We start from the raw sequence: 14,194 nt of genomic DNA, 5'->3' as shown, positions 1-14,194 counted from the left end.
CTGCCATACCGGCTGGGCGCCAAACTTGCTTGATCATAACCGGGCCGATCATAGCCGCGTGTCGTCTAAGGTTGCATCCACCGCGATCAGACCTGAGTTCAACCGGATGATCCGAGCTTTTGCTGTAGCCGATTTCGGCAGCCGTTGCATAGCGAGACTCCGCTTAATTGTGACTGCGTTGTATTTTGGCAAGCATTTACGAGGACTTTCAGCCGGATGCCGCGACAAAATTAAGGCAAAATCGCCGCTGAAATGCTGCATTGCGCTTAATGCTGTAAAAATGTGGTCAGTGCCGGGATGTTGTCCTGTGTCAGGAAGCGGTCGATGGGCGCCGAAAGCCGGATCGCGCCGCCGTCGATGAAGACGGCGTGATCGGCGAGGCGCCGGACTTCCGAGGGATCGTGCGAGACGATCAGCACCGTATTGCCGGTTTCGCGGTGGAGCGTGGTCAGAAGTTCGGCCATGCCGGATCGCAGGCCGGGGTCAAGCGCGGCGAAGGGCTCGTCGAGCAACAGGATCGGCTTGTCGCGCACCAGCGCCCGGGCGAAAGCGGTACGTTGCCGCTCGCCGCCGGAGAGCGTGCCCGGTTTGCGCCGTTCGAAACCGGCAAGCCCGACACGCGCTAGCGCCTCCGAAATCCGTTTCCGGTCGTCCGCCGTGAGTTTTAGCGATGGGCTGATGCCCAGCCCGACATTGGTGAAGAGATCGAGATGGGAAAAGAGGTTGTTGTCCTGGAAGACCAGCGATACCGGCCGCTCGGAAGGATGCAGGCCTGTCGCATCCTGCCCGGCGAGCAGGATGCGGCCACGGTCCGGCGTCTCGAAGCCGGCGAGCAGATTGAGGAAGGTCGACTTGCCCGATCCGGATGGGCCGGTGATGGCGATGATCTTGCCGTGCGGCAGATCGCAGTCGAAGCGGAAATCATGCGTGCCGAGCCGCAGCTCGACGCCGGTCATCGCGATGCTCTGTTCCGCCATGTTCTGCCCGTCAGTCATTCCGCCTGCCTTCATCCTCATGCCTGCCCTGTCCGGTCGTGCCGGCAATGGTCAGCAGAAGACATACCAGCCCCAGGATGAAAGCAAGCCCGTCGGCATCGTTGGTGCGGTAGCTGCCGAGCTTGCTGTAGACCAGCCATGGCAGGGTCATCAGGCTATCGGAACCAAAAAGGGCGACGGCGCCGAGATCGCCAAGCGACAGCGCCATGGCGAAGGAGAGGGCGGTGAAGAAGGGTTTGCGCAGGCCAGGCCAGTCGATGAGGCGCAGCCGTGCAAGACCGGTAAGCCCGAGACTGGCGGCGAGGCGCTCCGTGTGGCGGCGGTGGATGATATAGGCCGGTTCGATGACGCGGATGACGAAGGGTAGCGCCATCAGGGCGTTGATGACGATGATTAGCAGGGCGGCGAAGCGGGCGGGGTCGCCGAGCGGCCGCAGCGCCAGGAACCATCCGGTTGCCAGTACGATCGGCGGCACCAGGAGGACCAGCGAGGAGGTGCCGCTCAAACCGATGGTCAGCCCGCGCAGGCCGGGTGTTTTCCGGCGTTCGGTCGATATGGTCGCACGGGCGCGGACGATGGCGAAGGAGGTCAGCACCGCCAGAAGACCGGCGGCAAGAGCGATGGCAAGGCTCGTTGCGGTTGCCTGCAGGAAGATCGTCTGGCTGACGAGTTTCAGAAGATCGGCCTTGAGGCCGGTGACGACCACCGAGGCGAGCGGCAGGCCGATAAACAGGGCGGCGATCAGCAGCAGCGCGCCGTCGGTCCATCGTGCGGCAGGCAATGTCCCGTCGGTGCGCCGCGTTGCACGACCGCTCGTCAACCCGTGCTCGTCCGGCGCTGGCGTTAGCGCCATGGCGCCGAGAATAGCGGCTGTGACGACGATCTGTAGCAGTGACAATGTGACGGCGCGGCCGGGATCGAAATCGAAGCGGAGCGCCTGGTAGATCGCCACCTCGATCGTCGTTGCTGCCGGGCCGCCGCCAAGCGTCAGCACCAGCGTGAAGCTGGTGGCGCAGAGCATGAAGATCAGGCCGGCGATACCGGGGATCAGGCCGCGCAGCACCGGCCATTCGATGAAGCGGAAGACGGAGCCAGGGCGCATGCCGAGCCCGCCGGCCATCAGCCAATATTCCGCCGGCACGCGTTCGAGCCCGGCCAACATCAGGCGGGCCGCCAGTGGCAGGTTGAAGAAGACATGCGCCAAGAGGATGCCCGTCAGCCCGTAGATGCTGATCGGCTGCGACAGGCCAAGCCTCGCCAGCGCCTGATTGAGAATGCCCTGGCGCCCCCAGATGCCGAGCAGGCCGAGCGCGCCGATCAGCACCGGCAGGCCCATGGGAACGGCCATCAGCCGGATCAGCCAGAGCCGACCGGGGAACCGCGGCTGTCGTGCCAGGGAGCGGGCAACCGGGATCGCAAAAAGGATGGAGAGCAGGGTGGAGAGCGTCGCCTGCAGCAGGGTGAAGCGCAACACGCGGAGAAGATAGGGGTCTGCGAGTGGATTGCCGCCGCCGGATCCGATGCCGGCGGCAAGCAGGATGATGATGGCGAGGCCGATGAAGACGGCGATGCCGGCAAGGCTGAATGCCCCGCCGGCTATGGCATGTCGTCTCTCAGGCGCCGTCAGTATCATGTCGGTGTCAGTTGGTGCTGGTGGCCGTTAGCCATTCGTCGATCCAGGCCTTGCGGTTCTTCTCGACGACATCCGGGCTCATCAGGAAGGTCTTGGCGGGAACGACCAGCTTGCTGAAGGCATCCGGCAGCGGCTCGGAGGTGGCGGAGACCGGCATCATCCAGTTGTTGGTCGGGATTGTGTCCTGGAAGCCCGGCGTGACCATGAACTTCAGGAAGTCGCGAGCAAGATCCTTGTTCGGCGACGACTTGATCAGGCCGGCCACTTCGATCTGGATGTAATGTCCTTCGGAGAAGGAGGCCGCCTGATAGCGGTCGGTCTTCTCCTCGATCATGTGATAGGCCGGTGAGGTCGTATAGGAGAGCACCATCGGCGCTTCGCCCTTGGTGAAGAGGCCATAGGCTTCCGACCAGCCGGGCGTCACCGTCAGGATGCGGCCCTTGAGCTTCGTCCAGGCGTCGGCGGCCTTGTCGCCATAGACCGATTTGACCCAGAGCAGCAGACCGAGGCCCGGCGTCGAAGTGCGCGGGTCCTCGATGACGATCTTCTGCGACGGATCGCCCTCGACCAGTTCCTTCAGGCTCTTCGGCGGGTTCTTGATGGTCTGGGTGTCATAGATCACGGCGAAATGGCCGTAGTCATAGGGCACGAAAACATCGTCCTTGAAATCACCTGGGACCTTGAGGGCGGATGTATCGACGCCGCTAGTGTCGAACAGGCCTGTGTCCTTGGCCTCGTCGACGAGGTTGGTGTCGAGGCCGAGAACGACGTCGGCCTTGGTGCCCGCGCCCTCCAGCTTCAGCCGGGAGAGCAGCGCCACGCCATCGGTGACGCTGACGTAGTTGACCGTGCAGCCGCAGGTCTTCTCGAAGGCGGCCTTGACCTTGGCGCCGGGACCCCACTCGGCGGTGAAGCTTTCATAGGTATAGATGGTGAGCGTCTTGTCGGCGGCCTCTGCGGCCTGCGCGGCAAAAAGGTGGTGCCGGTGGCAAAGGCCAGCCCGGCAAAGAATGTCATCAGCGATCGGTTGGGCATGGCAGCGCCTCCTCTTGGTTTCGTCTTGAACGGGAAAAGGGCGCTATGATTTCGTCACGCGTCTAATCCCTCCGCCGGTGTTAGCCGGATCAGGTTCCGCGGGTTGGCCGGTGAAGGCCTCTCAGCCAGATGTCTTTGAAAGACATAAGGCACCCCGTTAGAGCGTTGGCAGGTTTAGCCCCGTGACGAGGGGATGACAAGGGGGTGCCCCCTTGTCGATTGCGAGGATGCGCAGCTTACTCGGCGGCGTGAGCGGCGGCCTGGCTATCGAGCTTCTTGGTGGCGCTCGGGAGCTGGACGTTCTTCAGCGTGATCGAGGTCAGCAGGCCGACAAGGCAGATGGCGGCGGCCGTCATGAACAGCGGGCTGAAGGCGCTGGCATAGGCGCTGGCGACCGCTTCGCGCGTGGCGTCCGGCAGGGCGGCCATCATCTTCGGCGTCAGTTCCTTGATGTTGGTGACGCCGGGAATGGAGACGCCGACATTGCCGAGCTTGGCGGCGATGATGGCGCCGTAGATGGAGATGGCGATGGAGGCGCCGCCCATGCGCGACAGCGTGACGGCGCCGGTCGCCGCTCCGACGTCACGACTGGCGGCGGTGTTCTGGATGCCGATGACCGGCACCTGCTGAGCCAGGCCGATGCCGATGCCATGCAGCAGCATCAGGGCGCCGATAAAGGCGATCGGCGTACCTGCATGAACCTGTGCCAGTGTTGCGAAGGCGATAGTGCTGCAGGCGGCGCTGGCAATCGCAAAGGGCTTGTAGCGGCCCCTGGCCGAAATCAGCCGGCCGGCCGAAAGTGAGCCGCAGACGATGCCGCCGGTCAACAGGATGAAGAGCAGACCCGCCACCGACGGCGACAGGCCGGTCGTCGTTTGCAGGAAGAGTGCGAAATAGTTGACCATGCCGATCGCAACGGCGCCGCTGGTAATGGAGATAATCAGGAGCAGGCCGAAGGTCGGGTTGCGGAACAGCGTTAGCGGCACGATCGGCTCCGGCGCGCGGCGCTCAACGAAGACCCAGGCGACCGCGCAGAGCGCCCCGAAGGCGATGATCCCAAGGCATTGCGGCGACAGCAGCGAACCGAAGAGTTCCGTACCGTCGGCGGCAAGCACGATGCTGGTGGTGGTGAGCGCCAGCAGGATCGCGCCGGCATAGTCGATCTTCGGCTTACGGGCCGGCTTGCGGTAAGGCAGCATGAAGGCGAGGCCGGTGAGCACAATGAAGCCGATCGGCACGTTGACGAGGAAGATCGAGCGCCAGCCGAAGAGGTCGCTCATCGTGCCGCCGAGAACGGGGCCGATGGCACCCGATGCCATCAAGACCAGGCTGGAATAGCTCTGGTAGCGTGCGCGCTCACGCGGCTCGAAGAGGTCGGCGTTGACGGCGAAGATCGACACCAGGATGCCGCCGCCGCCAAGACCCTGCAGGACGCGGGCGGCGATCAGCGTATCCATCGACACCGCAAGACCGCAGACGGCCGAGCCGACGGTGAAGATCGCGATCGCGGTCATCATCACATACTTGCGGCCGAAGAGGTCGCCGAGCTTGCCGTAGACCGGCATGACGGCAGAAAGGGACAGCAGATAGGCAGAGCCGATCCAGCCGAAGCGTTCCAGATGCCCGAATTCGCCGACGATCGTCGGCAGCGCCGTCGATACGATCTGGTTGTCGAGCGTTGCCATGAACATGGCGGTCATCAGGAAGAAGAAGAGGATAAGCCGGCGGCGGTGATCCGCAACGAGCGGCGCGGGCGTGGTCTGCATGTCCATGGAACGAGAAATCCGAGCTTGCCTGGAGTGCCGCGCGTTCGACCGAACGGGCATGGGTCGCTCCAGTTCCTGAATCCGCAGCATCTTGCTTTCGGGTAGGCTATTCGAGGGCAACATGTTGCAGGGCAATATATGTGCTATTGGCATATAATTGTCAACGGCAGATGAATGCCGTTTGCATATTTTAATGTCTGCCCATCTTTGATATGCTGGCGGAATGACATCAGCAACGACCACACGAGAAATTGAAGCGACGCCGCTGCCTGAAGACGAGAACCTGCTGCGCATCGGCCAGGTGATGACGCGTATGCGCCTAATGACGGGCCGCCGCATGATCGGGCGGCTGGCGATCCAGAACGTTGCGCCGGGGCTGGAGCTTTCGCATCTGGACGTCATCGATGCCGTCAGGCGGGCGGAAGTGTCCGGTGAAGTGACCGTCGGGGCAATCGCCGAGATCCTGCGCATCGACCCCTCGCGGGCAAGCCGCATCGTCGCCGAGATGGTGACCCGAGGCGTGCTGCGCCGCAAGGCATCGCAGGCGGATGCGCGGCGCATCGTCGTGGTGCTGACCACGCTCGGGCAAAGGTTGCTCGCCGAAATCCAGGCGCAGAAGTTCGCGCTCATCGAAAGCATCCTTGCGGATTGGTCGGCCGAGGATATCGAGGCCTTTTCGCATCTGTTCGACCGCTTCATCGGCGGCTACGAGCATGCTTTTCAGACGCGTCTCAAGGAAACCGCCGACTGAATGCCGGCTTGGCTCCAAACAGCGCTCTTCCCTAGGGACATGTCTTTGCGCTATGGGCTTGGCGCATGAGCCAATCCACGACCTTCACCATCCTCCTCGGCGGCGAGCTGCGCCTCACGGACCGGCTGCGCGCGGCGACGGCCGGCAGCCGTTTCATCGCGGCGGATGGCGGCATGCGCCACGCCGTGGCGCTGAATGCGACGCCTGAAGTCTGGGTCGGCGATTTCGACTCGACGCCAGCGGACCTGCGCGGCGCTTTTCCTGGCGTGCCGAAGCAGCCCTATCCGGCGGCGAAGGCGGCGACGGATGGCGAGATCGCCATCACCGAGGCGATCGATCGCGGCGCTAAGCGGCTGATCCTTGTCGGCGCCATGGGCGGAGAGCGTTCGGATCATGCGATCCAGCATCTGCTCTACGGCATTCAGCTTGCCGAAAAAGGCTTCGACGTGCTGCTGACCTCGGGTGACGAAGAGGCGGTGCCGCTGCTGCCGGGCGACATGGATCTGGCGTTGCCCCCCGGCTCGCTGTTTTCCGTTCTCGGCTTCAGCGACCTGACGGGCCTCTTCATTCACAATGCCCACTATCCCTTGCGCGATTTCCATCTGCCCTTCGGGGCGTCGCGCACCATTTCCAATGTCGCGGAAGGCCCTGTGCGCCTTTCGCTCGGCAGCGGCAGGGCGATCGTCCTTGCGCGCCCTTATGACCTTACCGGAGTCTGATCTTGGCCCCTCCCATTCTGAAACTGGACGACATCTTCCTGAGCTTCGGTGGCGCTCCGCTCCTGGCCGGCGCTGGGCTGCAGGTGGAGCCGGGCGACAAGATCTGCCTGGTCGGCCGCAATGGCTCGGGCAAGTCGACGCTTCTGAAGATCGCCGCCGGCATGGTCGAGGCCCAGTCCGGCGAAGTCTTCCGTCATCCGTCATCGACCGTGCGTTATCTCGAGCAGGCACCGGATTTCGCCGACTACAAGACGGTCGCCGCCTATGCTGAGGCCGGGCTTGGGCCGGGCGACGATCCCTATCGTGTCACCTATCTGCTCTCGCATCTCGGGCTGACCGGCGAGGAAGATCCGAAGACGCTCTCGGGTGGCGAAGCGCGCCGCGCGGCACTTGCCCGTGTTCTGGCGCCGGAGCCGGATATCCTTATGCTCGACGAGCCGACCAACCATCTCGATCTGCCGACCATCGAGTGGCTGGAAGGCGAGCTGCAGAAGACCCGCAGCGCCCTGGTGCTGATCTCGCACGACCGTCGTTTCCTTGAAAAAGTCTCGACGGCGACCGTCTGGCTCGATCGCGGCACCTCGCGGCGGCTCGATCGCGGCTTTGCATTCTTCGAAGCCTGGCGCGACCAGGTGCTGGAAGCCGAGGAGCTGGAGCAGCACAAGCTCGGCAAGGCGATCGAGCGCGAAGAACATTGGCTGCGCTATGGCGTCACCGCGCGGCGCAAGCGCAACATGCGCCGCCTCGGTGAATTGCACGACATGCGCTCGCGCCATCGTGGTCATAGGGGCGCCTTGGGTTCCGTGCAGGGGGCTGCCGCCGACGCCCAGGAGAGCGGCAAGCTGGTGATCGAAGCACATAAGATCACCAAGGCCTATGACGAGCGCGTCATCGTCGCGCCGTTTTCGATCCGCGTGCATCGCGGCGATTGTATCGGCCTCGTTGGCCCGAACGGCGCCGGCAAGACGACGTTGCTGAAGATGCTGACGGGCCAGCTGAAGCCGGACAGCGGCAATGTGAAGCTCGGCACCAATCTGGAAATCGCCACCCTCGACCAGAAGCGCGAGGAGCTCAATCTGGAGGATACGCTCGCCAACTATCTGACCGACGGTCGCGGCGAGAACCTGCTGGTCAATGGCGAGCAGCGGCATGTTACCGGCTATATGAAGGAATTCCTCTTCCAGCCGGAACAGGCGCGCACGCCGATCAGGAATCTCTCCGGCGGTGAGCGTGCCCGGCTGATGCTGGCGCGCATCCTGTCGCGGCCGACCAATCTTCTGATCCTCGACGAGCCGACCAACGATCTCGACATCGAGACGCTGGATCTGCTGCAGGAGATCGTCGCCGGCTTTAATGGCACGGTCATCCTCGTCAGCCATGACCGCGACTTCCTCGACCGCACCGTGACCTCGACCATCGCGCCCGCCAATCCTGATGACCCAGACGGCCGCTGGATCGAATATGCCGGCGGTTATTCCGATATGCTCGTACAGCGCAAGGGCGCGCTGGAGGAGCGCAAGCGGGCTGAAAAGGCGGCTGAGAAGCCCAAGGCGGCCGGGTCCTCGGCGCCTGCGGCCGAGGCTTCGAAGGGCAAGGTCAAGCTCTCTTTCAAACAAAAATTCGCGCTTGAAAATCTGCCGAAGGAAATGGCCAAGGCCGAGGCGGAAATCGCCGCCCGCGAAAAGAAGATGGCCGACCCCAACCTCTTCACCAAGGATCCGGCGAGCTTCAACAGGCTGGCGGCCGAGATGGAAAAGCTGCGCGAGAGCGTGCTGAAGATGGAAGAGGAATGGCTGGAACTGGAAATGCTGCGGGAAGAGCTGGAAGGTTGAGGATCGGCTGAGACAATGCCCACTCTGCACGTGGAGGGCGAAAATTCCCGCCCACGGACCCCGCGTCATCCCCTGGGTGTCCAGCTATATTAGAAAAAACAAACAGTTGCGCGTGGCTGCGTCACACTAATGTTTGTTGTCGAATTCGATAAACCGTTTATATATATGCTGCAGCTACCAGCCCTTGGGCTGGGCGATATGCAGGTCAACACGATCTGCGATGTGGTGGGGAATTCGAAGGACTTGATTGGATTTCGCCGTTGGGGCGACAGGTCCTTCGTGGAAGATTGCAGTCAGACATGACGAACGCTTAACACGGCTTCCGGCCGTGGGTGGCTTATTGTTTTAGGGGGCCTTCATGCCGAAGACGCTGGCGCGTATCGCTATATTCAGCTTCACAATTGCTATTCTCACGGGGTCTCAGGTGCTGGCGCAGAGCGCGCCGCCCGCCGCACCCGTCACGGTCGCCAAGCCCGTCGTCCGCGATGTCATCGACAGCGACGAATTCATCGGGCGCTTCCAGGCGGTCGACGAGGTTTCCGTCCGTTCGCGCGTCGGCGGCTATCTCCAGGAGGTGCATTTCGAGGACGGCACCATGGTCAAGCAGGGCGACCTGCTCTTCGTGATTGACCAGCGGCCGTTCATCACGACGCTCAACGAGGCGACGGCATCGCTGGAAGTGGCAAATTCGTCCCTGACGCTCGCCGATGCGCAATTCAAGCGCGCCCAATCGCTGTCGACGACGGGCAGCCAGTCGGCCTCGACCCTGGACGACCGCCGCCGCGATCTTCTCTCCGCGCAAGCGAATGTCCGTGGCGCGCAGGCGTCCGTCGATCGTGCCAATCTCGACATGGACTTCACCAAGATCACCGCGCCGCTCAGCGGCCGTATCGACCGGCGCCTGATTTCGGTCGGCAATCTCGTCCAGGCCGATCAGACCATTCTGACGACCATTGTCTCGCTCGACCCGATCGATTTCTACTTCGACGTCGATGAGCGCCGGCTGCTTTCCTATGCCGACGAGGCGCGCAAGCATGGCAGTGCCTTGCAGCAGGGCGGCGGCGGCCTTAACGTCACCGTGAAGATCGCCGACGCCGGCCAGAAGGAGTTCAAGGGCAAGCTCGATTTCGCCGAAAACCGGGTCGACAACCAAACCGGCACGATCCGCGTGCGCGCCCGCTTCCCGAATGCGGATCTCGTGCTGCAGCCCGGCCTGTTCGGGCGCGTTCAGGTCGAAGGTTCCAATAGCTACAAGGCGATCCTCGTGCCCGATGAAGCCATCGGTTCCGACCAGAACCAACGTGTCGTCTATACCGTCGGCGCGGATGGCAACGTGACGCCGAAGGCCGTCCGGCTCGGGCCGAAGCTTTACGGCTATCGCGTTATCCGCGAAGGCATGACCGGCGACGAGACGATCGTCGTCAACGGCCTGATGCGCATCCGGCCCGGCGTCAAGGTCGCGCCGCAATTGATCGAACTGCCGCAGGAAGCTGCGAATGACGAGGCGCCCGCTCATGCAGGGGCACAGGGGACCGACCAATGAGGTTTTCCCATTTCTTCGTCGACCGACCGATTTTCGCGTCGGTCCTGTCCATCGTGCTGCTGATCGTCGGCGGCATCGCCTATTTCCAGCTTCCGGTCGCGCAATATCCTGAGGTTGCGCCGCCAACCATCGTCATTCGAACATCCTATCCGGGCGCCGATTCCCAGACGATCGCCGATACGGTGGCGACGCCGATCGAGCAGGAGGTCAATGGTGTCGAGGACATGCTCTATATGTCCTCCTATTCCAGCGCCGACGGCTCGATGTCGCTCACTATCACTTTCAAGCTCGGCACGGATCTCGACAAGGCGCAGGTTCTGGTCCAGAACCGCGTCGCCATCGCTGAGCCGCGCCTGCCGGAAGAGGTTCGCCGGATCGGCATCACGACGGTTAAGAGCTCGCCCGACCTGATGATGGTCGTGCACCTGCTGTCGCCGAGCAATCGCTACGACCAGCTCTATATCTCCAATTATGCCCGCTCGCGTATCCGCGACCTTCTCGTCCGTCTCGACGGCGTCGGCGACGTGCAGCTCTTCGGCGAGCGGCAATATTCGCTGCGTATCTGGCTCGACCCGGAAAAACTCGCCTCCTACGGCATGACCGCCGGCGACATCGTCCAGGCGCTGCGGGACCAGAACGTACAGGTTTCGGGTGGCTCGATTGGCGGGCCGCCGGTTTCGGGTACCAACGCTTTTCAATATACGGTAACGACCCAGGGGCGTTTTTCCGATGCGCGGCAGTTCCGTTATGTCATCGTCAAGGCGACGGATAGCGGCCGGCTGGTGCAGTTGCAGGACGTGGCGCGCATCGAGCTCGGGGCGCAGGACTACGTCACCAACAGCTATCTGAACGGCAACCCAGCCGTTGCGCTTGGCATCTTTGCTCGCCCCGGCACCAACGCGCTTGACGCCGCCGCAAGCATCAAGAAGACGATGGAGAGCCTGGCTCAGGATTTCCCCCAGGGCCTCGAATATCGCATCGTCTACAATCCGACGGAATTCATCGCGGAATCGATCTACGAGGTCTACAAGACGATCTTCGAGGCGGCGATTCTCGTTGCCATCGTCGTGCTGGTCTTCCTGCAATCGTGGCGGACGGCGATCATTCCGATCATTGCAATTCCGGTGTCGCTGATCGGCACCTTCGCCTTCCTGCTCGCCTTCGGCTTCTCGCTGAACATGCTGACATTGTTCGGATTGGTGCTCGCCATCGGCATTGTCGTCGACGACGCTATCGTGGTCGTCGAGAATGTCGAGCGCAACCTGGCGCTCGGGATGACGCCGAAGGAGGCGTCGCATGTGACGATGAACGAGGTCGGTACTGCGGTGCTGGCGATTTCGCTGGTCCTGGTCGCCGTCTTTCTGCCGACGGCCTTCATTCCCGGCATCACCGGGCAGTTCTATCGGCAGTTCGCGGTGACCATCTCCATCGCAACGGCGATTTCCTGCCTGAATTCGCTGACGCTGTCGCCGGCGATCGCCGCGATCGTGCTGCGGCCGCACGATCATAAGAAATCCAACAATATCGTTTCGCGCTTCGGACGCGCTCTGGGTGATGGCTTCAACCGGGGCTTCGAGTCGATGAGCCGGGGCTATTCCTGGATCATCCGTCATCTCGTCACCACCTGGGTGGCGCTCGGCTGCGCCCTTCTCGTGTTCGTCGGGTTGCTCGGTGCGACATGGTACATGGGCCGGATCGTGCCGCAGGGCTTCGTTCCGACCATGGACCAGGGCTATGCCATCGTCGTCGTGCAATTGCCCGACGGAGCATCATTGGCACGCACCAATGCGGTCATTGAGAAGGCGACCGCGATCATCAACAAGACGCCTGGCGTCGAGAATGCCGTCGCTTTCGCTGGCTTCAATGGCGCGACCTTCACCAATGCCTCGAATTCCGGCGTCATCTTCACGCCGTTCAAACCTTTTGAGGAGCGCTTGAAGAGCGGCGATACGGCCGGCAAGATCATCGGCCAGCTCTACGGCAACCTGCAGGGTATTCAAGAGGCCTTTATCATCGCCATTCCGCCGCCGTCGATCCGTGGCGTCGGCAATTCCGGCGGCTTCAAGATGCAGATCATGGACCGGGAAAATCCCGACATGCGCCGTATCCTGCCGCTCGCTTACCAGCTCATGGGAGCGGCTGCGCAGAACAAGGGCGTGAGTGGCGTCTTCACCACCTTCTCGGCCAATAGCCCGCAATATTTCCTGGCGATCGACCGTGACAAGGCTCGGGCACTCAACGTGCCGATCCCCAACATCTTCGAGACGCTGTCGATCAACCTCGGCACGTCCTATGTCAACGACTTCAACGCCTTTGGCCGCGTCTATCAGGTGCGGGCGCAGGCCGACCAGCAATATCGCATGGACCGCGAGGACATACTGGCGCTGAAGGTTCGCTCGGCCACCGGGGCTCTGGTGCCGCTCGGAACTCTCGTCGATATCAGGGATACGACCGGGCCGACGCTGGTGCAGCGCTACAACATGTATGTCTCAGTTCCCATCCAGGGCAATCCCGGTCCGGGCGTTTCGACCGGCAGTGCGCTCGACACCATGGAGGGACTGGTGAGGAACCTGTTGCCGGCGGGCACGACCTTTGAATGGACGGAACTCGCCTATCAGGAAAAGAATACCGGTAACACGGCGGTCTATATCTTCGCCCTGTCGGTCATCTTCGTCTTCCTGGCGCTTGCGGCCCAGTATGAAAGCTGGACCCTGCCGCTCGCCATCATCCTGATCGTGCCGCTGGCGGTGCTGGCCGCGTTGATCGGGGTGCACTTAAGGGGCATGGACAACAATATCCTGACGCAGATCGGCCTGATCGTGCTGATTGGCCTTGCGGCAAAGAACGCGATCCTGATCGTGGAATTTGCCCGTCAGGCGGAATTGGAGGGCAAGAGCGCCGTCGAGGCGGCGATCGAGGCCAGCCATCTGCGTCTGCGGCCGATCCTGATGACTGCCTTCGCCTTCATCTTCGGCGTCGTGCCGCTGATGATTGCCACTGGCCCCGGCGCGGAAATGCGCCAGTCGCTCGGCACGGCGGTCTTCTCCGGCATGCTCGGCGTGACGATATTTGGCTTGTTCCTGACCCCGGTCTTCTATGTCGTGCTGCGCAGAGGGCGCAAGCGGCCGGAGGCTCCGGCGGCGGAGACCGTGGTTCCGGATGCTGCCGTGCACTGATGCCGATCAAAGGTGAGGATTGCGCGGCCGGTATTTTTTGACCAGCCGCTGGTTGGTTTCCTTGGCGCCCGGCATGTTGGCGCTGAGGTAGACCGGCGGGTCGCCATCCTTGGAGAGTTCAGCGGCGACTTCGGCGAAGATGGCGTTGAGCAGGGAGGCGCCGATCGCGGTCGATGCCGGCCCCACCTTCAGCTCGCTTCCCGGCAGGCCGATGATGGCGTCGCCCGGCGGCAGGCCGTTGTCGAGCACGATGTCGGCGATATCGGCAAGCCGGCGGCGGCCATTGGCAATGGCGGCGGAATAGGCGAGCGAGGTGATAGCGATGACCGTGGTGCCGAGCTCACGGCCATAATCGGCCGCCTCGACTGGAGCGGCATTGACGCCGGAATTGGAGGCGATGATCAGCACATCGCCGGGCTGCATCCCATAGCGCTCAAAAATCGGCCGGATCAGGCCTTCGGTGCGTTCATAGACCGAACTAATGACGGCGCCTTCGTGCAGCATGGCGGAACCGACCAGCACCGGGATGGTGAAGGCGAGGCCGCCGGCGCGGTAATGCACCTCTTCCGCCAGCATATGCGAATGGCCGGTGCCGAAGACATAGACGCGGCGGTCGGCGCGCGCCGCCGCGCTGATGACGTTGGCGGCCTTCGCCATAGGCTCGGCAAGCGCCTCGCGCAAGGTTTCCAACCGGCCGATCAGGGCGGAGAAATAGCTGTCCGTGACTGCGGTCATCCCGAGCTT

Annotated in this window: 10 protein-coding genes and 1 riboswitch; of the genes, 5 read left to right on the top strand and 5 right to left on the bottom strand. The window is 62.8% G+C overall.

The window, feature by feature from the left end; all coding sequences use genetic code 11:
* Positions 1-266: 266 nt before the first annotated feature.
* From HB780_RS24940 to HB780_RS24925, 4 genes are all read right to left on the bottom strand, one after another.
* Positions 267-995 carry a thiamine ABC transporter ATP-binding protein gene (locus tag HB780_RS24940; protein ID WP_183690044.1) on the bottom strand — a complete coding sequence of 243 codons (729 nt, stop codon included), beginning with the start codon at positions 993-995 and terminating at the stop codon, positions 267-269.
* Positions 988-2,628 carry a thiamine/thiamine pyrophosphate ABC transporter permease ThiP gene (thiP, locus tag HB780_RS24935; protein WP_183690043.1) on the bottom strand — a complete coding sequence of 547 codons (1,641 nt, stop codon included), beginning with the start codon at positions 2,626-2,628 and terminating at the stop codon, positions 988-990. The genes HB780_RS24940 and thiP overlap by 8 nt, the downstream gene beginning before the upstream one ends.
* 7 nt (positions 2,629-2,635) lie before the next feature.
* Complete coding sequence (thiB, locus tag HB780_RS24930) at positions 2,636-3,640, bottom strand: thiamine ABC transporter substrate binding subunit (RefSeq protein WP_183697444.1); 1,005 nt, start codon at positions 3,638-3,640, stop codon at positions 2,636-2,638.
* 72 nt (positions 3,641-3,712) lie between these two features.
* Positions 3,713-3,830, bottom strand: a riboswitch (TPP riboswitch).
* Positions 3,831-3,899: 69 nt separating this feature from the next.
* Positions 3,900-5,435, bottom strand: coding sequence for an MDR family MFS transporter (locus tag HB780_RS24925; RefSeq protein WP_183690042.1), 1,536 nt, complete (start codon positions 5,433-5,435; stop codon positions 3,900-3,902).
* 217 nt (positions 5,436-5,652) lie between these two features.
* Here HB780_RS24925 and HB780_RS24920 point away from each other — a divergent pair, with 217 nt between their 5' ends.
* The 5 genes from HB780_RS24920 to HB780_RS24900 all read left to right on the top strand — a co-directional run bounded on the left by HB780_RS24920 (position 5,653) and on the right by HB780_RS24900 (position 13,450).
* Complete coding sequence (locus HB780_RS24920; RefSeq protein WP_183690040.1) at positions 5,653-6,180, top strand: MarR family winged helix-turn-helix transcriptional regulator; 528 nt, start codon at positions 5,653-5,655, stop codon at positions 6,178-6,180.
* Between the two features lie 65 nt (positions 6,181-6,245).
* Positions 6,246-6,899, top strand: coding sequence for a thiamine diphosphokinase (locus HB780_RS24915; RefSeq protein WP_183690037.1), 654 nt, complete (start codon positions 6,246-6,248; stop codon positions 6,897-6,899).
* Between the two features lie 2 nt (positions 6,900-6,901).
* Positions 6,902-8,731 (top strand): ABC-F family ATP-binding cassette domain-containing protein, encoded by a 1,830-nt coding sequence (locus HB780_RS24910; RefSeq protein ID WP_183690035.1) that lies wholly within the window; start codon positions 6,902-6,904, stop codon positions 8,729-8,731.
* Positions 8,732-9,089: 358 nt separating this feature from the next.
* Positions 9,090-10,274 carry an efflux RND transporter periplasmic adaptor subunit gene (locus HB780_RS24905; RefSeq protein WP_183690033.1) on the top strand — a complete coding sequence of 395 codons (1,185 nt, stop codon included), beginning with the start codon at positions 9,090-9,092 and terminating at the stop codon, positions 10,272-10,274.
* Positions 10,271-13,450 carry an efflux RND transporter permease subunit gene (locus HB780_RS24900; protein ID WP_183690031.1) on the top strand — a complete coding sequence of 1,060 codons (3,180 nt, stop codon included), beginning with the start codon at positions 10,271-10,273 and terminating at the stop codon, positions 13,448-13,450. The genes HB780_RS24905 and HB780_RS24900 overlap by 4 nt, the downstream gene beginning before the upstream one ends.
* A 6-nt stretch (positions 13,451-13,456) precedes the next feature.
* Here HB780_RS24900 and HB780_RS24895 read toward each other — a convergent pair whose 3' ends face one another.
* A complete protein-coding gene (locus HB780_RS24895) occupies positions 13,457-14,185 on the bottom strand; it encodes an SIS domain-containing protein (RefSeq protein WP_183690029.1) in 729 nt (242 codons plus the stop codon).
* Positions 14,186-14,194 lie beyond the last annotated feature (9 nt).

The sequence above is a fragment of the Rhizobium lusitanum genome, from assembly GCF_014189535.1.
Lineage (GTDB): Bacteria > Pseudomonadota > Alphaproteobacteria > Rhizobiales > Rhizobiaceae > Rhizobium > Rhizobium lusitanum_C.
Note: the sequence above shows the minus strand (reverse complement) of the source record. Positions and strands in the feature narration are given on the sequence as shown.